Raw genomic sequence first — 22948 nt, 5'->3', positions numbered from 1 at the left:
CAATGATAATGCTGGATATTGACCGGCGCCCTTCATGTTTCCGAACCTGAATGCCGGGATCGTGTGAGACGGGCGGCGCTGCGTTGGAGGGGAATTGACGTGATTGACACCAGTATTTCGCTTTTGTCCCATGACTACACGCACCGGTTCTTGCGAGACCTGATGGGCCGTCACGGACTGATTGTCATCGGTGTGGGCAGGGCAGGCGAGCGGGGATTTCAGATGCTGTACCGGTTCTCGGACATCTGCGACAGCCTGGAAGATTGCGGGATCAATGTCATTTTCGTCTATCAGAAGGAATCGGCCCGTCATGTCCACGACACGACCTCGCTTTTCGGGGCGCGATACAGGCAGCGGCCCTGTCTGTTTCTGGACGACGACGGCAAGTTCTTTCGTGCTCCACTGCGTCCAAAATCGCTTCGGGCGGTTCATCTGGATCGCGATATGAAGCGGCTCGGTACCGTCGACATTGCGGTGCGGGACGACGAATGGGACCCGCAGTTACGCGCTTTCCTTGCACAGAGGGCCGCAAGCTCCATGCATTGAGTGCTGCGATGGTGTCCGGGCGCAGGGCGCCGGCTGTGACGGTTTACGTGCAAAGGGGGGTGGGTTGGTCGAGGCATCGATTCAGATAAATGGCCGGTGGGGGCTGAACGGGCACGAATCGGCGAGGCTCGCGGTGAGTGCTGCCCGGTTTGCCAGCGATATCGTCTGCATGGCGAACGGCCGGTCCGTGAACGGCAAGGACGTCATGTCCGTCATGTCCCTTCGGGTGAGGCGAGGCACGCTCGTACGCATCCTGATTACGGGGCCCGACGAAATCGCCGCGCTGGAGGCCCTGTCCGCGGTTCTGCATGCGCAGGTGTCCTCCTGATCCGCTTCAGGCGGGGCACTCCACTCCACGCGCACTCGCCAACTGATCACGCCACGACTCACAGCCGATCATGCTCAAGATAGGAAAGAGAAATCCGAACAAGCCACTGGTGATTGAAAACGACCAGGTGGTGTCGTTGTACTTCGACGCGCGTGGCGTCCAGAGCACGATGTTGCGGCACGATCCGTATGCGCTCGCGTTGGGTTACACGCGGACCATGATGGGCTTTCTGCTGTTCCGGCCGTCCCCATGCCGTATTTCAATGATCGGTCTGGGCGGCGGTTCGCTGGCGAAATACTGCTATCGCCATTTGCCGGACACCGCCATCACCGCGATCGAAATCAATCCCGATGTCATCGCGCTGCGTGACCATTTTCACGTGCCGCGCGACGACGGGCGTTTCACAGTGGTCTGCGCAGATGGTGCGCAGTATGTCGCCGTGCCGGGTCACCGGCCCGACGTGCTGCTGGTGGATGGCTTCAATGCGGACGGCCTGCCGGCTAGGTTGGGCAGCAGCGCGTTCTACGAAGCCTGTCGCCGCAGACTGAGCGACGACGGCGTGCTGGTGGCCAATCTGGTGACGGACGAACCCGACTTCCACCGCTACCTCCGCGCGCTCTGGGAGGTGTTTGCCGGCGCGGTTGCTCTGGCGCCGTCTGAAGGTAGCGAGCACAACGTCACCGTTTTTGCGTGGAAAGGAGCGGGTGGACTTCCGTCATTCGCCGCAATGCTCGATCGGGCGCGCGCGCTTCAGGCGCGGCACGCGGTCAATCTCCACGCCACGGCCACGCGCATCGAATACGGCAAAAAATTCAACTGGAGTCGATATGGACGGACGGCTTGAGTGAAGTTGTCCGCTATTCGCAGACGGTTTCATCTCTGCGGACCGGACGGTTCGAGCGGGTGCGCTCTTGCGGAAGGACGGCAGGACGCGGCAACGAGGGCGGCGCCTTGATGGCGCGAAGATGACTCGGGAGCCGCCATGTATTATAATCAAATTAACATATCTGGACTCTGCCCGTCATGGAAACGAAAAGCGCTCGGCTCACGATTTTAATCGATCCTGTGAAGAAGGAAGCGTTCGAGAAACTGTGCGCAGCGCAGGACCTGACGCCCTCGCAGGTGGTTCGGCAATTGATCCGCGATTACCTTGAGCAGCACGGCGTCAGCTACAAGACAAAGAGCGCCATTGGTGCGCGTCCACGCCGCAAAACTGCCTGAATCAGGGCAGTTTTCAAGTTCCCACCCTGATCCTTGAGAGTCGCTTCGCGTCGTCGCGCGCGGGTGGCGACTGCACCGTCGCTGTCAGCACTCGCCCGGCTCAGAATTCTGTTCAGATCTCCAGTTCATGGCGAGACTCGTGCCTTGCTTCAGTCGGCGCGCGGTCGCGAGCAGGTTCAGCGGATGGTCCGTTGCAAGGGTGCGCGCACGTGCGAGTAGTGCATCCCGGGACGGAAGCTTCGCCGCTCCCTTCCATGCAAACATCGTGTAATTGCAACTGTCCTCTGCCATAAAAATGGAGAGCGAGTCACCAAACGCTGAACGCGCCTCTTCCAGATAATAGGGAATGAGAGGGTCGTCCTCGACGAAATTGGCGACGAGCACTCCATCGTCCGCAAGCCGCGCGTGGCACGCCGAGTAAAACGCTGCGTTACCCAACTGCGCGGGCATGCCGTGTGCCAGAAAGCCATCCACCAGAATCACGTCAGGGCGCGCGTCGCCGCTCCTGACGTATTCCGCTCCGTCCGCACAGATCACCTCGAATCGCTCGTTGTCCGGCGGGATATGGAACGTGTCGCGCAGCGCGATCACGGCGGGGTCGATTTCGATGGCCACTATCCGTGTGTCCGGAAGATGCCGGTAACAGAACTTGGCCAGCGACCCTCCACCCAGACCGATCATGGAAATTCTGCTGGGCGTGGGCTTCAGCAAAAGAAATCCCATCATTGTGCGGGTATAGCCGAGCACGAGTTTGTGCGGATCGCGCCGGGACATGAAGCTCTGCGTGGCCAGCAGATCGAAGTGCAGCGACAGCGCATTGGCCGTTTCCAGCACAACGGGCGTACCGTCCGCGGGCGGCCCGGCAAGAAACTTCATATAGGCGTTGAAGGACGCGTGCGAGTGATCCATGCAGTTGCCTGGGCAGCGTGTAGGTCTGGCTCTTCAGCCTCGTGATAACGGGAGCGCCTCTGCGCCACTCCCGCCCGGCCGGCAATCATGTCACATGGCTAACCGGATTCGCAGATTATGATAATGATATTATCACGTCAGTCATTTCGGCCGCCACTGTGTGACGGGTCATGGGCAAGGGACTTTGGCATCTGGGCGGAGCCAGTCGATCGGACGCGCGGCGCGTGCCCTTGACATTGCATCCCCACCGAAAATTGGCGGGACACGGGCTGCGTGCTGATCCGGACGTGATACTCAAAGGAGCGACGGCGTGACGAAGAGGGTGGTGAAAAGGCGTGCACTGGACGTGGCAGCAAACGATCTCGGCATGCAGGACGAATCCGGCAAAGAAAATGAAAATGAAAGCGGCCGCGCAGACCTGAAAGCGCTGATCAAGCTCGGCACCGAGCGCGGCTTTGTCATTCGTGGGGAAATTAGCGATTGTCTGCCCGAGCGTCTCGCGCAACCGGATGCGATCGAGAACGTGGTCAGAGCGTTCAGTGAAATGGGCATTGCCGTGTTCGAGCAGGCGCCGGACGCGGAGTCGATGATCATGAACGATCATCCGGCCGCGGTTGCGACCGACGAGCAGATCGAGGAAGAGGCCGTAACGGCGATCTCGAGCGTGGACGCGGAGTTCGGCCGCACGACCGATCCCGTGCGCATGTACATGCGTGAAATGGGCACCACGGAGCTGCTCACCCGTCAGGGCGAGATTGCCCTTGCGCAACGAATCGAAGAAGGCCGCAACGGCATGATCCGGGCCATATCTTCGTGCCCGGCAACGATAGCGGAGATCCTGGCGATCGCTGACGGCGTTGCCTGCGGCGAAACGGCCATCGACGAGTTCGTCGACGGTCTGGTCGATCCGGCTGCAACCGCGACGGACGACATGATCGCGGTGCCGGAAGATTCACTCGGCGCCACTCCCATGTTCGACGACGACCAGGGCGACGAAGACGATGACGGCGCTGAAGCCGAACCTGCCGATCAGCACATCGAGACGCTGAAACACGACGCGCTCGCCAAATTCGCGAAAGTGGCGGACTGGTTCAGCCAATTGCGCGACGCCTATGAAACGCAAGGCTACGGTTCCGCACGCTATCGCGCCGCACAGGCAGCGATCGAGGCTGAACTGATGACGATCCGTTTCACCGCGCGCACGATCGAACGCTTGTGCGGCGCACTGCGGCTATCCGCCGACGAAGTCCGAACCATCGAGCGGGAAATCGCGCGGATCGCAGTAGAGCGATGCGGCGTGCCGCGCGACACGTTCATTGCGCATTTCCGCGGCAATGAGACCGACCCTGCGTGGGCGCGGCAACTCGCTGCGGCGGGGCAGCCATTCAGCAGCGTGCTGGAACGAAACCTGCCGGCGATCGGGCTGGAGCAGGAAAAGCTGCTGGCCCTGCAGAAGCGGGTCGTACTGCCGCTCGACGAGTTCCGCGAGGTCTGTCGCGCGCTGAGCGCAAGCGAGGCGAAAACGCTGCGCGCGAAAGGCGAAATGATCGAGGCGAATCTGCGGCTGGTGATCTCCATTGCCAAGCGCTATACGAATCGCGGGCTGCTGTTTCTCGATCTGATCCAGGAAGGCAATATCGGGCTGATGCGCGCCGTGGACAAGTTCGAATACCGCCGCGGATATAAGTTCTCCACGTACGCGACCTGGTGGATCCGGCAGGCCGTCAGCCGGTCGATCGCGGATCAGGCGCGCACCATCCGGGTTCCCGTCCACATGATCGAGTCGCTCAACAAGCTCAAGCGGATTTCGCGCAAGATCCTGCAGGAGACGGGAAATGAACCCGACGCCGCTCTCCTCGCGCAGTTGATGGAAATGCAGGAGCAGAAAGTTCGGGCAATGCTGCGAATCGTCAAGGAGCCGGTTTCGCTCGACGCATCCGTCGGGGAAAACGACGATACCTCGATAGGCGATCTGATCGAAGACTCCGCCGCCATTCTGCCCGACGACGCGGCGCTCCACGCCGGCATGCGGGACGCCATCAGCGAGGCGCTCATGACGTTGACGCCGCGCGAAGCGAAGATTTTGCGTCTGCGTTTCGGTATTGAGAGCAGCAGGGATCACACACTGGAGGAACTCGGAGAACAGTTTGAGTTGACGCGCGAGCGGATTCGTCAGATTGAAGTGAAGGCGCTGCGCAAGCTGCGGCATCCGGCCCGATCCGCGCGCCTGAAGTCGTTTCTGGATGAAGGCTAGATGGCACGGGCAGAATGATGAAACCGTGCGCCGGCATCCAGACCCATCGCCGTACGGCCAATGCGTGAGCAGAAATACCATGAGCACCGAAAAAATCAATCTCGACATTCACAAGATTCTCACGCTGCTGCCGCATCGTTATCCGATTCTGCTCGTCGATCGGGTGCTCGAACTCGAGCCGCACAAGCGCATCAAGGCGCTGAAGAACGTGTCGATCAACGAGCCGTACTTCATGGGTCACTTTCCGAGCCGTCCCGTGATGCCGGGCGTGCTGATTCTCGAAGCGCTCGCGCAGGCCGCGGCGCTGCTGACGTTCTCGGAAGAACCGCACGATCCCGGCAACACGCTGTACCTGTTCGTCGGCATCGACAATGCGCGCTTCAAACGCGTAGTCGAGCCGGGCGACCAGCTGATCCTGAACGCAACGTTCGAGCGGCATATGCGCGGCATCTGGAAGTTCAGGGCGTGCGCGGAAGTGGATAATGTGGTTGCGGCGTCAGCGGATCTGATCTGCACCGTGCGCAACACTGATGCGGACGCACGGTAGTTAGCACGGCGCTGCACCGTCATGCGTCCAGTGAGTCCCCAGGCCGGATAGCGCTCCGGCGGCCGTTAGCCCTGTTTTCCACTCGGGCGGCTGGACCTCGGGTTCGATATATGTTGCATTGCACCATAAGGCGGCCTATGCTGGGCCAGCGGGTTGGACTTGCGAGGCTTGTACCCTTTTGTTTCCGGCAGCGACGTCGATCCGCGTGATATTCGATTCATTCGCTCGCGCTTTCGCCTGCGTCAAGGCAATTTGCCACGTCAACAGTCATCAAGGGAGCATTTCCATGACGCCATCTACATCGCACTCGCTCCTTGCGGACCTGTCCGCTACCTGGTTGCAGGCCGTCACAGCAGCCGGAGAGATGTTCGCCGCTACCGCGCAGGTAGTGGGGCATCGCACGACGCGCATGGCGTTTGCCGGCCCCATTCCGAGCGAGCGCGACCGCAACGAATTCAGTCTCATGAGCGAGGAGAAGAAAGAGGCCGCGGCGGAATCGCTCCAGGCCTTCGGGCTCGGCTTTCTGAACCTTGCTATGGTGGTTGCCGTCGATACAAGCAGCCACGTGTGGGCAACGTCCGCCGCGGCCGTCGCACTCGCGTCGAGCCAATCACCGTCACAGTGGATCGAGCGCCAGACCGCCCTGAACGGACTCGCGGCCGATGTGCCCGCCAACCCATTGCGTTTGGCAAACATGGCTGCGCGTGTGATGCAGGAAAGTCTCACCCCTATTCACCATCGTGCAACCGCCAACGCGAAGCGTCTGGGTGCACTTTGAGCGCTGTGGTCTCACGCCGTCCGGTTAAAGCTGCGCGGCGGGACAAGCCCGCCGAAGCGACTAACGTCGTGTCGAATCTCGACGGCGTGTCGGAAACGATGTTGTGGACCCTGTATGACCGGGCGTGCGAGTCGGGACGGTCCGATGGTGTTTTGACGGACCACGACAGCGTCCGGATATGCGAGGCGATCGACTACGACTTTGCCGGCCGGTTCGGTAGTCCGGACGGCTCATTCGCCGTGCGGGCAGCGGAAATCGATCATCTGATCATGCGCTGGCTCGAGAGCCACCCCGACGGCGTGGTCGTTTCGCTAGGCGAAGGCCTGGAAACACAGGCGCACCGTGTCGATAACGGCCGGATGCAATGGCTCACGGTCGATCTTCCTGCCGCCATCGAATTTCGCGAGAATTTTCTGAAGCCCTCGAAACGGTTCCACCACATTGCGGCGAACGCGCTCGACCTCGCGTGGGCCAATGAAATAGAGCCGACCGCCGACGTGTTCATAGTGGCACAAGGGCTGTTCATGTATCTCGAGCCTACGGCCGTAAAGCGCCTCTTTGCGGACCTGGCCGCCCGCTTTCCGAAAGCGGAACTCGTTTTCGACGTGATCCCGCAATGGTTTTCCTCGCTAACGATGTGGGGCGTCATGAAGACCCCTCGCTACCTGCTGCCGCCTATGCCGTGGGGTATCGACGCCGACAATATCGGCGCTTGTCTACGCGAATGGTCTTCGGGCGTGGAAACCGTCAGATTGCTCGAATACCGGGCACCGCGTGGCTGGCCGAAAGTGATGGAAGACCTGCTTTGCATGAACCCGGCGAACAAAAGGTATCTTCCGTGTCTCGTGCACGTCACGTTTGCGTGAAGGAAACGGGCATAGCACGTCATTCCTCGTGGCGGACGATTCGGGCAAGCGCCGTTTTTCGCGCAACGCTCCCTTTGCTTCATGCACCCGTCTTTCCGGCGATTCGTAATCCTTGTGAATTGCGCCGGCGGTGCATCAATACGTGACCGTCACGGTCAATGTGTCGCTGTACGATCCCACGCTCGCGGTTGCCTGAGCGGAAGAAATGCGTCCATATACCGTGGATGCCTGGGTGGCACCGCCAGACGTCGCAACGACGTTTCCGGAAATCAAACGGGTGCCCGAGCTTCCATCGCCCCAGATCGTCGTTCGGGTGTTGTCGACATAAACGTTGTAGTTAAGCGTCTGACCGCCTGACACCAGTTTCCTCGCCAGATAGGCTCCGCTCCCCGTGGAAGCACCGATCGTGTACGTCACGGTTGCGGAACCGGTGCAAGTCACACTCACCGAACCCGTGCCGTCAGCGTTGGCATTCGCGAGCGGATTGTAATTTCCAAACGCCACTCCACTCGCTGAAACCGTGCAGGTGGGATCCGCGTTGGCGCTCGCGCAGGCAGATATCGCCAATGTCAGTACTGCAACCTCGAGCATTTTCATTTCATTCGCCGCAAACAAAAGGACCCACCGTCGGGAGCACGATGGGTGAAGCAGGCGCCAGCGCCTTTGCCGTGCAACGCCTCGCGCCCCAGGTCGCGGTCACACTGGCCGGTAGCACAATATCCGGCATGAACACCTCGCCATTGCGAGCGACTTGCTGGCTCGCCTGACCCTCGGCGCCAACAACTGCGCCCGCAGGGATTGGCAGATTGTGTTCGTCAACCAGGATAATCGTTGCGCCTGTCACTTTCTTCGCGTCAAACCTGATCAGATACCCGCCCTTCTGCGGCGGAGTCACTATCCGTTCCGAAAGATCGAGCGCCACATCCAGTGGAATTGCCGCGTCGTCAAGGCGAATACGGTTCTCTTCATAGGCAACCAGGTTGGGAAGCATGGCAATGCCGCTGCTGTCCGTGTGACCGATCACCCGGTTATTCGAATAGACGTCGACGGTTTGCCTGAGCGGCACTTCGGCCATTGCGAAACTGCCGTCGATCCACCGTGTGGGCCGCACAATGCCGCCGAGCATCGCAATTCCGCCTGTCGCTTCAGCCTGCTCGTTGAACTGGCCGGCCATATGGTTGGCACCAAGCTCGATTTGCCCGAGCTTGCTCAGATAGGTCACGCCGACATCCTGCGAATCGTCGTTGATGAAAGTGGTGCGCGCACGATATCCCCAACCGCCCTCGAGATCCGGTGCCCGGAAAACTTCGAGGTTTGCCGTCGTATCATGAGCGCCGAAATTAATCTGACTGGTCGCGACCGATTGATGCCCGTATGGAATGACCCACAGCGCGCCGGCCGTCAGCGTCCGTATGCTCGACAACGCCTTGCTGACGCTCAGCGACAGGCTGCCGTAACGGCGCATGTCGAATGTCAGGCCAGTGGCTACCGCCTCGATGTTCGGCAAATCACGATTTGCATCGTTCAGATAGCTCAGAGAAAACGAGATGCGGGGGCCGAGCGAAATGCTTCCTTGCGCCAGGAACTCATGCGAAGCGGGGCGGTTACTGCTACCGTATCCGAGTTGCCAGTAGTTCCTGGTGGTGATCGTGTCGCTGACAGAAATGCCAAAGCCCGGTGACTGATGCGATAACTGCACCTGGACCAGTGCACCCGAACCATACTGCGACGTGCTGCCGGCCACACTGGCGCTCAGAACCACGAAATTGAATAGAGGAATAGTCGATCCAACACCCACGTCCTGATTCCGGGCGGTGGCTTCGGCATGCGTTTCGGCAGTCATGTATCTGAACCCATAACGATAGGTGCCGGAAACGAAGCCGTCCGCATAGCGGCTGCCGGCAAGACCGTAGTTTTCGCGCTGCAAGCCCGCCTCGAACGATCCAGCATGGGTGCCCTCCCGCAACATAAGCGGGCTGTTTATAAACGGCTGGGAGATGACCTGCTGCCGTCCGAGTGCATCCTCGACGACCATCTGCACATTGCCTTGCCCTGTGAAAACCGGAACGTTGCTCAGCGCGAAGGGCCCGCTATTCACATTGGTCGACGCGCGCAGCACGCTGTCGACATAGATGTTCACGGTTGACGGCGCTTGCGCAACACCAGAAAGCGTTGGCAATGGTGTCGGGATGACATCGGGCCGGATCGAAAAGTTGGTGTTGTACTGTATTCCGCCGAAGTAGACCTGATTTGACCAGTTGCTCGATACCGTCGTTGAATCGCCCAGCGTCAGCGTGGCGATCGAATCGGGAAAATCTTTGACATATCTCGTGTCGAGCCGGTAAAGAGAATTGATCGCGGCCGTCTGCCGATAAATCTCCCGATACTGGAACTCTCCACCCGCCACGCCAAACACATTTGCGTCGAGGAGCGCACCAAAATTACGATAAACGGCGGATCTACTGTAAGTCAGATCGTAGTTCAGATATCCGCCCACGGCCGGCGCCTGCACATTACGACGCGGCTGTCCGCCTATGCTGGCAGTCGTCCCGTTGAACGCCGAACCGCTTGCCACGATGCGAAGGGTCTGGGTCGCATCGTCAAACGCCACGTGCGTGTCCGGCAGATTATCGATGCGGCAGTATTCATTCCCGCCAACGTGCAGGACTTCCGCGTGGGTCACGCTCAAGCGGACTACGGGGAGCAGCTGGCTGGCAATAAAGATCTTACCGTCGCTCGTTCTGAGCACATTTGCGAAGTCTGCAACCTCCTTGCCGTTGACCGTGACTGCGACAACCTCGGGCGTAATGACCGGCGCGCTGGTTTGCGCACGGAGGTCCGACATCATGACCGAAAGCAGTAGCCCGCATGCGAGTCCGCTATTCAGACTCCGCATCGAGTACTTCTTCACTTTGCCCAACTGGCGTGAGTATTTTCAGTGTAATGCGACCAAGGCTGCCGCCGGTCACGAGCGGCCACTCTTTCCGTTGTTGCGGCAGAATGTACGCCGGGTCGCTGTTGATGATTCGCGACGTGCCCTTGTCGTCGACAATGGCGAATCCGTTTATCTTGATGTGCGTGTCGCCGCTATTGTCCGCGACCAGAACATATTGCGAGCCTTTCCTGATCAGATGCCAGCTCACATGCACGTTTTTTTGCAGCGGATTGATGAATACCGGAATGCTGACTCGCAGCACTGTTCGCAATCCAAGTTTTTCGCCGCTCGCTGTTTCGTCGGGTATTTCGTCCACTATCAAACGATAGCTTTGCTCTTTCGCCGTTTGCGTGACCGAGCGCAGGCCAAACCGCAGGAACTGCTGCTGTCCGGGCTTGATGGTGAATATGGGGGGATTGAGAATGACTTCGTCCGTATCGACCTGAGTCTCGACGTGCCCATCGGTACTCCACTTCACCGCGTGCACCTGCAGGCGAAGATCGCTTTCGCCCTGGTTGGTCAAACGCAGAATCGACATCGGCTTGCTCGAAGTGAGATCAAATGTGATCGGGCTGGCGATGAAAGAACTCGCCGACGCATTCAGCGCCGGGTAGACGCAGGCCAGCAGAAATACGATGGCCCGCGTTGCCCACCTGGTGTTGCATAGCATGGGCGCCAACCTTCTATCAGAAGGTAATGGTGGCGGTCACCGTATCGCTGTACGTATCCACGTGGAGAAGGCTTTGACCCGCCGGAATTTCCGTATATACGGTCAGCACGTGCTGGACACCGTCTTCGATTGCGGCAAGCTCGGCGGCCGCCGCATAGCCCCAAGGCGTCGTATAGGTGGGCTCCTGGTAGAGGTTGTAAGCCAGAAGGTCGGTGGTATTGGTCGCGCCAGCGAGATGCCGGATCGGCACAGCGGATGTGCCCGTTTCGTGGTTGCCGCCGTCGAGCGCAATGAGTGCACCTGTGCCGCCGTTGGTGCAGGTGTACGTGACGGACGCGGTGGCGTCTCTCACCGGGGCCGTGGCATTCGCAGTGACCGGGTCATATGTGTTGGTGAATCCTGTGGCGCCGAGCGTGCAACTTGCAACAATGGTCGCGGTGTTCGTCAAGGTGGCGGTGGCATTGCCCGCTGCCGTGGCGCTTGCCGAACCAACCAGAGCTGCTGCGAAAACGAGCGTTTTGAGTTTGAATGCGTTCATGCTTTTAATCCTGCTGGGTTATAAAAAGATTCTGTCACCGGATCGAACGCCACGGTCATTCTGATACGCATCGGGCATCCGGGAAAAACGTATTTACTTTGATAATTTCAACGTGGGCATCATTCGCCAGACGCGACTCTCCCCGGATTGCCGATAGCGGATACCGTCGAATAGAACGGAACTTCCGGCCCTCTGTTTTTTTGCGGCGAGTACGAAAATTAATGCAAAGACGGGCACCGTGGATTGACCGGAATCGAGCCCAAGGCCATTAGCGGACCGGGGAGTTATTACCGATTAATTTATTCTTCTGTTATTAGTATTCTGCTGAACGGAGAGTAGTCTTATTTGTAACCGGATGTTAGTTAATATTGGGTCGAAAATCTGTTCAATCGGTAGCTTTCAACACAGAAAGCTTGCTGTACATGCGCTGGCGCTCCGCCCCGAATTATGAAAATAGTTTTCTGAACACCGGAATAGTGTTGCTTTTTCGTCTGACAAAAAGTTTTTACCAATAAAAGGCAGCGAACCCGCGCAATTTCGGGGCGCGTTCCGGGACACGAGATCGGCGTGAGCGGTTCACGAGTTTTCATGACGGCAACTCAATGCCGGAGCCGGATACTGACAAATTTTTCTTTTGCTTACGATATGAAAGAAATATACGGCAATATTTTCCGGCGCTGCTGGATAAATTTCAGTTTGATGAAAATATCGATTTCCGCTGTTCGAAATATTCCATGAAAGTAAATGTAATGAAAGTTCCCCTTCACGGGAGATAAATACGCCGACTCGATAATCCCCTGTCGCCTGCCTGCAAGAGGCGCAAGAAAGCAGTACAACAACCTACAGGGGCTCCCCACAATGTCGGTCAATTCGATAAGACGTACTACTCCTCTTCTAACCTCGATCGCAGCAGCATGCGTTCTGGCCGCCTGCGGAGGCAATAGCGACAACTCGCCGTCCGCGAGCACTCCGCCACCGGCACCGACGACGGTCTCGGGCGTCGTCGCCGCTGCCGGCTTCGTGCCGGGCAGCACGAGCGGTGACCCGACCGTTCACGCCGGCTACTATGCCGGCGCCACGGTGTGCATCGACGCGAACGGCAACGGCAAGTGCGACGCTTCGGAAGTCACCGCGACGACGGACAGCAAAGGTCACTTCACGCTGCAGTCCAACGCCACCGGCCAGTTGATCGCCGACGTGAGCACCAAGGCCACCAACACGGCGACCGGCGCAGCCGTTGCCAGCCACCTGGTTCTGCGCGCCTCGGCTGCGCAGATCGCCGACCAGGGCTCGACGAATGTCGTGATCAGCCCGATGTCGAGCGAAGTGCAACGTCTGGTCGAAGCGAACGGCACGACGTACGCAGTCGAGAAGGCCAACCTGGTCACGCGCCTGAGCGCGCCGGCTCTGGGCGCTTCGTCTGTGACGGTAGCCGCTGCGGACGTGCTCAGCGACGCCAGCAAGCTCTCGGGCGCCGAGCAGCAAACCGTGCTGTTCGAAGAGAACCAGCTCGCGAACCGCTATACGTACGCAACCACCAAACTCGACCGTGGCGATCTGTACCCCGACAACCTCGCCGTGCCGGGCGGCGACCCGTCGCTGGTCGGCGCCGCGGGCGTGACCACTCTGACCGCCGTGAAGTCGACCGTGCAGCAGGCGCCTATCACGTTCGCGCAGGCACAGCAAGCCGCGTTCAACGTGGAAGGCATCCCGCGCTACGACAACGTCTTCGTCATCATGCTCGAGAATCACAGCGTGGCGCCGGTTCCGGGCACCCCGGGGATTCTCGGTTCGGCGAGCGCGCCGTTCATCAACCAGTTCCTGACCGGCAACAGCCAGTTCACGACTTACTACTCGACGGGCAATCCGAGCGAGCCGAACTACACGGCGCTCGGCGGCGGCGACGACTGGGGTATTACGGACGACAACTGGTGGGGTTGCGGCGCCGGCACGAGCGGCGGCAACGCACCGACGGACGTGGCGTTCGCAGGCGGCAGCGCTTCGGACGGCCAGCCGCTGGTTGCGACCGGCGTACTGCCTCCGCAGGACGGCACCCATCTGTCGGGTTTCACGAACGCGACCTGCACGACAACCGGTTCTATCGCCAATCACAACATCAAGAGCCAGCCGAGCCTGTTCACGCTGCTGTCGCAGACCGGCATGACCTGGCGCACGTATAGCGAATCGATGAACCCGGGCCAGGACCCGCGTGCGGACAGCATTGCGGACACCGCGGTCAGCGCTGTCTATACCGGCCCCGGCGCCAACGGCACTGCGTTCACCATCCCGAACGGTCTCTACAAGACCAAGCACCACCCGGGCATGGCTTATCAGGATGTGCGTAACCTGCCGGAATTCCACGCCGACAACCGTACCATCTTCGGCACGCAGTACAACGCCACGGCGCTGGCGCAATCGAAGGCCTACCCGATCCCGACCGGCTACAACTTCGACCAGTTCAGTACCGACCTCACGAACGGCGACGTGGGCAATGTGAACTTCATCATGCCCGACCAGTGCGACGACATGCACGGTGTCGGCTCCGATCCTTCGTGTGGCAGCGGCTCCGCGCAGATCGTCCAGCGTGGTGACGACTACGTGCGCCAGGTGGTCACGAAGATCCAGGCTTCGCCGCTGTGGGCGAACAAGCAACGCAAGGTGGCCATCGTCGTGATGTTCGACGAAGGCGAAGGTAGCTCCACCTCGTGCTGCGGCTGGAACCCGGTGACGTCGAACGACGGCCAGGCACCGCTCACGTTCGCGAACGGCAAGTTCACGCCGACGCCGACGACGCTGTACAACGGCGGCAACCACGGTCACGGCAACTCGGTCTTCGGCGTGGCGACGAACCAGGCGAACCCGAACATCGTCGACAGCGACGCGTACAGCCACTTCTCGCTGGTGCGCACGCTGCAGGACATGTTCCAGATCGGCGACCCGGCGCAGCCGCAAACGTACATCGCCCGTGCGAAGTACACCGAGTCGTTCATCGCGAGCAACATCCTGAACCTGCCGGAACTGGCAGGCAGCGCGGATACGCACCTCGACTCCGTGCGGCCGATGAACCATGCCTTCATCACGCCGGCAACCTACACGCAGAAGCTGAACCCGGTCGACGTGACGGGTACGTCGCTGGCTTCGCGTCAACCTGGTCCGGACGCAAGCCAGACCAACGTGTGGGCGCTCGCCAAGTAAGCACGCGGCGCGCAGGAGGCGGTGAATCGTCTCCTGCATCGGCAAGTGCGTAATCGCTCCCTGCCGGGCCGTGTTTTTTGCGGCCCGGCATTTTCCGTTCTGTCCGTCCCATTGCCAGGGGGCCCTTCGGCCCTGCCAGGACCGCCCGGCAATCGGACTCAGGCAAAAAAACTTGATATGCGAAAAATCTCCCTGGGCGTGATCTGCGCGCTCTCATTGATATTGACCGCCTGCGGCGGCGACGGTGGCAGCGACAGCAGCAGCGCCGGCACCGACCCGAGCCAGCCCGCATCGGGCGGCGTGGCGCCGCCGGCCAAGGTGACCCTCAGCGCGGCGGCGCAAGTCGGCCAGCAACTGTTCTTCGACCAGAATCTGTCGGGCAACAAGAACATGTCCTGCGCGACCTGCCACAGCCCTCAATACGCGTATGGACCGCCCAACAGCCTGTCCGTGCAGCTCGGCTCCGATCCCTCGGTGGCCGGGCAGCGCGCCGTGCCTTCGCTGCGCTACAAGTCCATGACGCCGCCGTACAACGATGTCGCCGACAACCCGGACGGCATCACGCAGAATGCGCCCGGCGGCGGCTTCATGCTGGACGGACGTGCCACGACGCTTGCCACCCAGCCGGCCCTGCCGCTGCTCAATCCGCTCGAAATGAACAATGCGTCGGCGGGCGCCGTGGTGCAGACCGTGAAGAGCGCGTCCTACGCGGCGCTGTTCCAGCAGGCATTCGGTGCGAACGTGTTCTCCGACGCGAACGCCACCTTCACCGACGTCGGTCTCGCCCTGCAGGCCTATCAGCAGGAAGACCCGAGCTTCCAGCCGTACGCGAGCAAGTTCGACCTGTATCTGTCCAACAAGGTGGGCGGCACGCTGACACCGGCGGAACTGCGCGGCCTGCAGCTCTTCAACGACACCGACGGCGGCGCGGGATGCGTTGCGTGCCACTATGCCGGCGCCAACTTCAACGGCTCGGTCGCGCTCATGACCGACTTCACCTATCAGGCGATCGGCGCGCCGCGCAACGACAGGCAGATCTGGGACAACCCCGACCCGATCCCGAGCAACGACGACACGTCGTATTACGACATGGGTCTTTGCGGTCCGCTGAACAACCTCCACACGCCAGGCACGGCCAGCAGCGGTGCCGGCCCGGATCAGTTCACCGGCGTCAATGTCCCCGACCCGTACTGCGGCCGCTTCAAGGTGCCGACGCTGCGCAATGTCGCGACGCGCACGGTGTTCTTCCACAACGGCGTATTCCACTCGCTCGTGCAGGTGCTGAATTTCTACAACACGCGCGATACGAATCCGGAGTACTGGTATCCGAGCACCGGCGGCGATCCTGCCCACGTAACGCAAAACCCGTCCTATGCGCTGTTCCCGACAGCTGCGTCGGGTGCGACGGCCACGCTCTTCAACGATCTGCCCGTGGCCTACCAGGGCAATATCGACGAAGAACTGCCAATGGGCAAAGGCCAGACTGACGCCGGCGGCACGACTGCGGCAGACGGTGCGCTGCCGCGTCCGGTTCACTCGACACCGCAGTTGACGCAGCAGAACATTGCAGACCTGATCTGCTTCCTGAACACGCTCACCGACGGCTATCAACCGCCTGCGACGCCGCCCACCAGCGGCTCGTGCGTGAACTGACGAAATTGATGAGCCTGGCGCGCGACCGGCCCGAAAGGGCAGGCCGCGCGCCCCATTCTGTTCGTACCTTAGCAACCCAACCTGAGCAACACACACCATGACGCGACGTGTCACCTTCGCCCGCTTTGCTTGCAGCACACTCTCCCTGATCGCGCTGACCCTGTTCGCCGGCTGCCATGACAAAACCCAGGACCTGAGCCAGGAGAATTTCACGGCCACGGTCAATGACTTCCTCGCCCAGCGCGGCCACTTGTGCCTCGCCAAGTACGACTGGCCGATCTACGCAACGACGGACGACCAGGCCGCCGGTACCCGCGACGCGGTCCAGATGCCGGTACTCGAAAAACTCGGTCTCGTGGCGGGCAAGGACGTGGTGGTCGAACGCACTGACAGCGCCGGCAAGAAGATCACCGCGAATGCTCGCCAGTATCAATTGACGGCCGAAGGGCAGAAGTACTATCTGCACATTCCGGAAGTGATCGCGACCGCCAACTCGCGCGTCACGCACCCGGCCGATTTCTGTGCGGCCACGCTCACGCTCGACAAGGTAGTGGGTTGGGAGCGGCCGACGCAGGTGGAAGGCAAGACCGCGACTTCGGTTATCTATACGTACAAGATCGATCCGGCGCCGTGGGCCAAAGACGCCGACGTACAGCGTGTATTTCCGATGATCAAGCGCGTGATCGAAGGCGCGGGCACGATGCAGTTGCGCGAAGGCGTGCATCTGACGTCGAACGGCTGGGTCGCCGACGAGGTCTTCCAGCGCTGAGCTGAAACCCATCCGGCGAGGCGGGCGCCTCGCCGCCCGCCGGATGATGGTCAGGCCTGAGCCGTTACGCCTGATCGCGCGGCACGAAGCGCCGGGTGCGGATCCATTTGGTGGCCACCCACTTCTCGCCCGCCCGCAGCGGTGTGCTCGTATGCAGCGAGCTCGGATCGGCTAGCCCGAACCGGTTGCCGTATTCGAAATAGAGCGCCTGGCCGCGCCGCGGCACCACCGACCATCCGGTTTGCGGGAACATGGTTTCACCGCCGCCTTCCACGTCGTTCAGATACATCAGCAGCGTGCCCACGCGTTGCCCGCTGCGCGCAATCGACTCCCGATTCGCAGGGTTGCCCGCGATCAGATAGTCGACGTGCGGCGTCGATTCGGCACCCGCTTCGTAGTGCAGCAGTTGCAGGCCTTCGCCGTTCTCGACAGGCAGACCCGTGAGCTCGGCGATCCGCGCTTCCAGGCGCGCGATCAGCGGCGTCTCGCCCAGACGAAAAAACATCCCGTCGCTGCTGCGGTGGCCGGCTACGACGTTACGGCCGGTCACGGGATCGACCACGGTCGAACGGCTCAGACGCGGCCGCGCGAGCGCGATCAGTTGCTCGCATTCGTTTGCACTCAGAAAATCGTCGAGCAGTACCGCGGCCGGCCGCTGCATGCGCGAAATCACGCGAGTCTTGCGCTCGCCGAGCCGGATCAGCGGTCCGTCCGGCACGCGCAGCGGCTCCGGTTCGTAAGCAACCGGCGCGGCGCCGATTTCGAGTGTCTCGCCCGGCAGCGGGGTGCCGTACAGGAAAGACGAAGCGACCGCGTTGACCATCGCCGACGCGAGTTCGACTGCATTTTTTCGATCGACCAGCTCGCGCACAATCGCCTGTGGGGCAACGCCGCGCGTGAGATTCTGGGCGATCCAGTCGCGCACTTCGGCGGGAAAACTAACGGTTATGGACATCGGGGTGTCGAGCTATGGGCTGGAAGGATGAATCGCAGGTGAGTCTTGCTGTGGAAAAAACGTTGCGAGCCCGACTGAATGATGTCGGCTTGCAGCACATCCGGCTGCAACTTCTCGAGTCATCCAGGCGAGCCCGAGCCGACATTTTTCCACGTAACTATGGCGCTCGGGTGACGGAAAAAAATTAAGCACGCACAGCAGCAATCCGCGTCGCGTTCCCAGGGCCTGATTTTGTGCGCGGATAAACGGTATATACTGTTTATATCGTTTTTAACTCTGGAGACTTTCTGTGACCGCACCGAGCATCAAAAAACCATCCAAGAAGACATTTCATTTTCCCAAAGGCGCGACCAGCAATCCCGCGGATGAGGGCGGGAGCGCCGCGGCCGACGCGACCGTAGCCACGAAGAAACGGAATACGACGGCCAAAAAAGCGGCGAAGCAGCGTGCGCCGGCAACAGCCGAAGCCACGCCCGTCAAAGCCGCAGTGGAAGTGAAAGCCAAACGTATCAAGAAGGAAAAGGTGGTGCGCGATAGCTTCACCATGCCGAAGTCGGATTACGACAAAATTGCTGCGTTGAAGCAGAAGTGTCTGGCAGCGGGAGTATCGGTGAAGCGAAGCGAAATTCTGCGCGCGGGTTTGCTTCTGCTCGAATCGGCAACGCCGAAGCGGCTGCTGGAAGTCGTGTCCGCCGTAGAGCAGGTCAAGACCGGCCGTCCCGCCAGATCGTAGGTTTGTTCGTTGAGTGCCAACCCGGCATGCTGCTTTCTCAGCGACGTCGAATGCCGGAGCCGTTAACCGGCCGCCCCGCCGGATAGCGGCTTTCGAACGTCTGATGCATGCGCTTCAGCAGCGAGAGGTATTGTTGGCCCTGAGGCGTGAGCACGATTTCTGCCGCTATCGCATTCGCTTCATCCCAAAGCCGTTCGAATTTGTCGCGGGCAACGCTGCCTGGCAGCCCGGACGCAATCAGTTCCGCAAAATCCTGGTCGATTGCCTCGGGTGAACGGACAGACTTGGCGGCATCTTCGGACATCTCGTGAACACTCCAGGGAAGTGAAGACCGCGCATACCCAACTGGCCGGTCCGCACCGGCGGACCTCCGGGATGAGTACTGCCGGAGCCTGTTTGCCACAATACAGTGCATCCCGCGGAGCCGCGCGCAGGTTTCGCGCAGAGGCTCTCGCCCGCTTGCAATGAGCAGAGGATGTTGATGCATTGTTGAGGAGCGCGGCTGAAACGTCAACGCCACTCCTTCGCTGCCCGGCGCTGTTTCGACGCTAGTCGCCGAACGTCCATCCGGGCGCCGGCGCGCTCTTTTCGCTCGTTGATGTAACTCAACCGGAGCGGCGATGCCGGAAGCTATGCTGGTTCCCGCGAGGCTTCGGGATGAAGCGATGGGAGGCATCATGAACTGCGCGCGCGAACGTGAATGGAAGCGGCATCGTCGGTTGATCCGGGCGTTTCGGCTCGTTGCCTTGAGCGGATTGCTTGCGGCCGCCGTCACGTGGGCGGGTTCCGTCTACGACCATCCACTGGACCCGGCAATCATGGCTGGCATGGCGGCGCCCGAGTGCGCCGGAGTGCGCGCCATCGCGGCCGGTTCGCTGCGACCGGCGAGCCAGCCGGATGACGATATCTGCCGCTCCTTCTTTCTCTATCGAACGACGTTTTCGGATGCGACGGACAACGCGCGTGCTTACGTCGATTCCATCGCGCGGGACCGGGCCGATGAATTCAGGCAACTGATCGGCTACGTGTTCCTGTTATCGCTCGCAGGGGTCGGCGTGGCGTTTGCGTTCGCATTCGCGTTTCGCTCCGTGCACGGCCACTATTGGCATTCCAGGCGACGCTAGAGCAATGTAATGCGAGCGACAGGATCTCCTGTCACGCAGAAAGCGTATTCACATGGACGAGGCGCGACAAGCGTGCCATCCCACCCATTCAAGGCGGCGAATCATGGAAACGAACTATCCCGAACGGCATCATGAATTGCAAACGGTACTCGGCAAGATGCGGCGCGAGATTGCCGGTCCGATGAGCGGCTTCGAGCATCTGCACAAGGAAGCCGTTGCAGGCGGCGAACTGTCGGGCAAGCACAAGGAGCTGATCGCGCTCGCGATCGCCATCGCGCTGCGTTGTGACGACTGCCTCGCCTGGCACGTACACGATGCGATGCGGGCGGGTGCGTCGCGGCAGGAAATTCTCGAAACCGTAAGCGTCGCCGTCATGATGGGCGGAGGGCCCGCCGTGGTGTACGCGTGCCACGTATTCGACGCGATCGAGCAGTTCGAAGGCCGTGACGGCGGTTTGCCATCGGCTTCCGGATTTCTGTCGGCGGGTGTTGGTCGCGGTGCTGCCTGACGGTGAAAGCCAGTCGTCGTTCACGCGGATGACCATGAGCAATGAAAGGAGAGCGCAATGAAAACGGACACGCAGTTGCAGGAGGAAGTTGCGGACGAATTGGCGTGGGACCCGGCGGTGTCCTTGACGGACATCGGTGTCGACGTGAACGACGGCGTGGTCACGCTGTCCGGCCATCCCGCCAGTTATGCGGAAAAGCTGGCTGCCGAGAAGGCGGCGAAGCGGGTGGCGGGCGTGAAGGCGGTAGTCCTGAGAATGGATATCCGTCTGCCGCACAGCGACGTCAGAACGGACGAGGACATTGCGAACGCTGTCCGGTCGATTCTGAAGTGGACCGTTGGAGTGTCGGACGTCAACGTTCAGGTGGAAGTCGACAATGGCTGGGTGACGTTGCGAGGCAGGCTCGACCGCGCCTATCAGCGTCATCTCGCGGCGCGCATGATCAACCCCATGCGTGGCGTGACGGGGCTGTCGAATCTCATCGAAGTGCATGAGCGCCCGGCGGGGGACGATATCGGCGACAGCATCCGCAAAGCCCTCGTGCGTCATGTCGAGCGCGAAGCGGATCACATCGGCGTCAGCGTGCGTGACGGCACGGTCACGTTGACCGGAAAAGTCGGCTCCTATGCCGAGCGGTCGATCGTGCGCGGAGCCGCCTGGGGGGCGCCCGGCGTGCACGCGGTCAACGATGATCTGACCATCGGATAGCCATACGCCTGTTGCGAAAACGGGCGCATCGCGGAGAAGAAATTCCGTCGATTCGCCCGCAATAGCGGTACTCAATGGCAATACGTTTGCCGGAGCCTGGTGTTGCGCGACTCAGGCCAGGCTCACGCCATATATTTGCCGCCGTTGATCGACAGCGTGGCTCCGTTGATGAACGCCGCTTCATCGGCAACGAGGAAGACGACGCCGCGTGCAATTTCATCTGGAGTTGCCAGTCTTCCCGCCGGTACACCGCTGACGATCGTTTTCAGAATCTCATCCGGCACACCGTGCACCATGCCCGTATCCGTATAACCCGGGGCGATCACGTTGGCCGTAATGCCTCGGGACGCGCCTTCGAGCGCGAGCGCCTTGGTGAAACCTATGAGGCCCGCCTTTGCGGCTGAATAGTTCGTCTGGCCAAATTGCCCGGAAAGCGCATTCACCGAACTGATATTCACGATCCGTCCAAAGCGGCGCTCACGCATGCTTTCTATGACAGCCCGGCACGTATTGAAGCAGCCGCCCAGATCCACGTCGATGACACTGCGCCATTGCTCCAGCGTCATCTTGTGCAGCGTGCTGTCGCGGGTGATGCCGGCGTTGTTCACCAGAATATCGATCGGCCCCGATTGCGCGACGATCTTCGCAACCGCTTGCTGAGTGGCATCGAAGTCGGCCACGTTCCAGCCGAAGATGGGAATGCCGGTTTCCTTGTGGAATGCATCTGCTTCGGCATCGTTGCCGAAATAGTTGGCAATCACCGAATAGCCGCCGCTTTGCAACTGTTTCGCCGTTGCCGCCCCGATTCCGCTTACTCCGCCAGTAATCAATGCTGTTCTTGTCATCGCATGCTCCTTTTGGAAAGCTTAAAAAGCTTGTATCTATCGAGTGCCAGATGAAATCCCATGATCTGGACAATCACCGCACACGGCTCCGATCGGCTCATGCCGTGATATGGAAGCCCGCGTCCGCATAGATGGTGGATCCCGTCAGTGTCATGCCGGCCTCGCTCGCGAGCACGGTTGCAACTCGGCCGATTTCCTCGATCGTGACAAGATGCTTCGCCGGCGTATGCGAGCGGACGTCGTCGAGCAGCGCGTCGAAATGGTCGATGCCGGAGGCGGCGCGTGTTTTGACTGCGCCCGCCGAAATGGCATGGACATGGACGCGGCGTGCCGCCAGATCGACGGCGAGATAGCGCACGCTCGATTCGAGCGCGGCCTTGACGGGGCCCATCACGTTGTAGTGATCGACCGCACGCTCGGCGCCCAGAAAGCTCACGGTCATCAGGCTGCCGCCGTCGGGCATCAACGGCAGCGCAAGCCTTGTCATGCGGATGAACGAATGGCACGACACGTCCATCGCGAGTGCGAAACCCTCGGCCGAGCAGTCCACCAGGCTCGCATGCAGGTCGTCGGCGGGTGCGAAGGCGATCGAATGAAGTACGAAGTCGAGCCGCCCCCACTCTTTCGTGATCCGCTCGAAGACCGCTTCCAGTTGGCCCGGAACGCGCACATCGCAGGGCATGACAAGAGGTGACTGAAGCGTCTGCGCAACCGGACGGACGAATGGTTCGGCCTTGTCGTTCAGGTAGGTGACAGCCAGCTCCGCGCCGGCGGCGCGAAACAGCGTCGCGCAACCGGTGGCGATGCTGTGCTCGTTCGCAATGCCAACCACCAGCCCGCGCTTGCCTGTCAGATCGATGATGGAG

The 22948-nt window shown here is 60.7% G+C and carries 24 protein-coding genes; 15 read left to right on the top strand and 9 right to left on the bottom strand.

The window, feature by feature from the left end:
* Positions 1 to 99 precede the first annotated feature (99 nt).
* The 4 genes from BXE_RS35195 (at position 100) to BXE_RS35180 (ending at position 2095) form a co-directional block, all read left to right on the top strand.
* Entirely contained in the window at positions 100 to 546 is a 447-nt protein-coding gene (locus tag BXE_RS35195; RefSeq protein ID WP_011492889.1) for a hypothetical protein, read from the top strand.
* 64 nt (positions 547 to 610) lie between these two features.
* Entirely contained in the window at positions 611 to 874 is a 264-nt protein-coding gene (locus tag BXE_RS35190; RefSeq protein ID WP_011492888.1) for an HPr family phosphocarrier protein, read from the top strand.
* Between the two features lie 70 nt (positions 875 to 944).
* On the top strand, positions 945 to 1718 hold the full coding sequence (locus BXE_RS35185; RefSeq protein WP_011492887.1) for a spermidine synthase: 774 nt from the start codon (positions 945 to 947) through the stop codon (positions 1716 to 1718).
* Positions 1719 to 1897: 179 nt separating this feature from the next.
* Entirely contained in the window at positions 1898 to 2095 is a 198-nt protein-coding gene (locus BXE_RS35180; RefSeq protein WP_007178408.1) for a ribbon-helix-helix protein, CopG family, read from the top strand.
* Between the two features lie 84 nt (positions 2096 to 2179).
* Here the strand turns inward: BXE_RS35180 and BXE_RS35175 are convergent, their stop codons facing one another.
* On the bottom strand, positions 2180 to 3004 hold the full coding sequence (locus BXE_RS35175) for a fused MFS/spermidine synthase (protein ID WP_011492885.1): 825 nt from the start codon (positions 3002 to 3004) through the stop codon (positions 2180 to 2182).
* Between the two features lie 310 nt (positions 3005 to 3314).
* Between BXE_RS35175 and rpoD the strand changes: the two genes are divergently transcribed.
* The 4 genes from rpoD to BXE_RS35155 all read left to right on the top strand — a co-directional run bounded on the left by rpoD (position 3315) and on the right by BXE_RS35155 (position 7449).
* A complete protein-coding gene (gene rpoD, locus BXE_RS35170; RefSeq protein WP_011492884.1) occupies positions 3315 to 5258 on the top strand; it encodes an RNA polymerase sigma factor RpoD in 1944 nt (647 codons plus the stop codon).
* Between the two features lie 79 nt (positions 5259 to 5337).
* Positions 5338 to 5805 (top strand): 3-hydroxyacyl-ACP dehydratase FabZ, encoded by a 468-nt coding sequence (fabZ, locus tag BXE_RS35165; protein WP_011492883.1) that lies wholly within the window; start codon positions 5338 to 5340, stop codon positions 5803 to 5805.
* A gap of 286 nt (positions 5806 to 6091) precedes the next feature.
* Positions 6092 to 6583: a polyhydroxyalkanoate granule-associated phasin gene (locus BXE_RS35160; RefSeq protein ID WP_148223041.1), complete on the top strand. Its 492-nt coding sequence runs from the start codon at positions 6092 to 6094 to the stop codon at positions 6581 to 6583.
* A gap of 68 nt (positions 6584 to 6651) precedes the next feature.
* Positions 6652 to 7449 (top strand): class I SAM-dependent methyltransferase, encoded by a 798-nt coding sequence (locus BXE_RS35155; RefSeq protein WP_040124343.1) that lies wholly within the window; start codon positions 6652 to 6654, stop codon positions 7447 to 7449.
* A 135-nt stretch (positions 7450 to 7584) separates the two neighbouring features.
* Here BXE_RS35155 and BXE_RS35150 read toward each other — a convergent pair whose 3' ends face one another.
* Genes BXE_RS35150 through BXE_RS35135 form a run of 4 tightly spaced genes read right to left on the bottom strand, consistent with a single transcriptional unit; the run spans position 7585 to position 11592 of the window.
* Complete coding sequence (locus BXE_RS35150; RefSeq protein ID WP_040124345.1) at positions 7585 to 8046, bottom strand: Csu type fimbrial protein; 462 nt, start codon at positions 8044 to 8046, stop codon at positions 7585 to 7587.
* Position 8047: 1 nt separating this feature from the next.
* Entirely contained in the window at positions 8048 to 10297 is a 2250-nt protein-coding gene (locus tag BXE_RS35145) for a fimbria/pilus outer membrane usher protein (protein WP_233518996.1), read from the bottom strand.
* Positions 10298 to 10328: 31 nt separating this feature from the next.
* The gene (locus tag BXE_RS35140; protein WP_011492878.1) at positions 10329 to 11054 is read right to left on the bottom strand and encodes a fimbrial biogenesis chaperone; all 726 of its coding nucleotides are present in this window, start codon (positions 11052 to 11054) and stop codon (positions 10329 to 10331) included.
* A 16-nt stretch (positions 11055 to 11070) separates the two neighbouring features.
* Positions 11071 to 11592: a spore coat protein U domain-containing protein gene (locus tag BXE_RS35135; protein ID WP_011492877.1), complete on the bottom strand. Its 522-nt coding sequence runs from the start codon at positions 11590 to 11592 to the stop codon at positions 11071 to 11073.
* 858 nt (positions 11593 to 12450) lie between these two features.
* Between BXE_RS35135 and BXE_RS35130 the strand changes: the two genes are divergently transcribed.
* The 3 genes from BXE_RS35130 to BXE_RS35120 all read left to right on the top strand — a co-directional run bounded on the left by BXE_RS35130 (position 12451) and on the right by BXE_RS35120 (position 17209).
* Positions 12451 to 14787: an alkaline phosphatase family protein gene (locus tag BXE_RS35130; RefSeq protein ID WP_040124347.1), complete on the top strand. Its 2337-nt coding sequence runs from the start codon at positions 12451 to 12453 to the stop codon at positions 14785 to 14787.
* Positions 14788 to 14964: 177 nt separating this feature from the next.
* Positions 14965 to 16440: a cytochrome-c peroxidase gene (locus BXE_RS35125; protein ID WP_011492875.1), complete on the top strand. Its 1476-nt coding sequence runs from the start codon at positions 14965 to 14967 to the stop codon at positions 16438 to 16440.
* Between the two features lie 97 nt (positions 16441 to 16537).
* Positions 16538 to 17209: a hypothetical protein gene (locus BXE_RS35120; protein WP_011492874.1), complete on the top strand. Its 672-nt coding sequence runs from the start codon at positions 16538 to 16540 to the stop codon at positions 17207 to 17209.
* Positions 17210 to 17273: 64 nt separating this feature from the next.
* On the opposite strand, the gene BXE_RS35115 is transcribed toward BXE_RS35120, so the two are convergent.
* Positions 17274 to 18164 (bottom strand): 2OG-Fe(II) oxygenase, encoded by an 891-nt coding sequence (locus BXE_RS35115; RefSeq protein ID WP_011492873.1) that lies wholly within the window; start codon positions 18162 to 18164, stop codon positions 17274 to 17276.
* 289 nt (positions 18165 to 18453) lie between these two features.
* Between BXE_RS35115 and BXE_RS35110 the strand changes: the two genes are divergently transcribed.
* Positions 18454 to 18897, top strand: a complete 444-nt coding sequence (locus BXE_RS35110) for a hypothetical protein (protein ID WP_011492872.1) — start codon at positions 18454 to 18456, stop codon at positions 18895 to 18897.
* A gap of 37 nt (positions 18898 to 18934) precedes the next feature.
* Here BXE_RS35110 and BXE_RS35105 read toward each other — a convergent pair whose 3' ends face one another.
* Entirely contained in the window at positions 18935 to 19201 is a 267-nt protein-coding gene (locus BXE_RS35105; protein ID WP_011492871.1) for a hypothetical protein, read from the bottom strand.
* 316 nt (positions 19202 to 19517) lie between these two features.
* On the opposite strand from BXE_RS35105, the gene BXE_RS35100 reads away from it, so the two are divergent.
* From BXE_RS35100 to BXE_RS35090, 3 genes are all read left to right on the top strand, one after another.
* Positions 19518 to 20021 carry a hypothetical protein gene (locus BXE_RS35100; protein ID WP_233518997.1) on the top strand — a complete coding sequence of 168 codons (504 nt, stop codon included), beginning with the start codon at positions 19518 to 19520 and terminating at the stop codon, positions 20019 to 20021.
* A 103-nt stretch (positions 20022 to 20124) separates the two neighbouring features.
* Positions 20125 to 20529: a carboxymuconolactone decarboxylase family protein gene (locus BXE_RS35095; RefSeq protein WP_040124349.1), complete on the top strand. Its 405-nt coding sequence runs from the start codon at positions 20125 to 20127 to the stop codon at positions 20527 to 20529.
* A gap of 57 nt (positions 20530 to 20586) precedes the next feature.
* On the top strand, positions 20587 to 21237 hold the full coding sequence (locus tag BXE_RS35090; protein WP_011492868.1) for a BON domain-containing protein: 651 nt from the start codon (positions 20587 to 20589) through the stop codon (positions 21235 to 21237).
* Positions 21238 to 21359: 122 nt separating this feature from the next.
* Here the strand turns inward: BXE_RS35090 and phbB are convergent, their stop codons facing one another.
* Positions 21360 to 22082: an acetoacetyl-CoA reductase gene (gene phbB / locus BXE_RS35085; protein WP_011492867.1), complete on the bottom strand. Its 723-nt coding sequence runs from the start codon at positions 22080 to 22082 to the stop codon at positions 21360 to 21362.
* 97 nt (positions 22083 to 22179) lie between these two features.
* Positions 22180 to 22941 (bottom strand): enoyl-ACP reductase FabI, encoded by a 762-nt coding sequence (gene fabI / locus BXE_RS35080; protein WP_199577132.1) that lies wholly within the window; start codon positions 22939 to 22941, stop codon positions 22180 to 22182.
* Between the last annotated feature and the right edge of the window lie 7 nt (positions 22942 to 22948).

It is taken from the genome of Paraburkholderia xenovorans LB400 (assembly GCF_000013645.1).
Classification (GTDB): Bacteria; Pseudomonadota; Gammaproteobacteria; order Burkholderiales; family Burkholderiaceae; genus Paraburkholderia; species Paraburkholderia xenovorans.
This window is presented reverse-complemented; position numbering and strand designations above follow the sequence as displayed.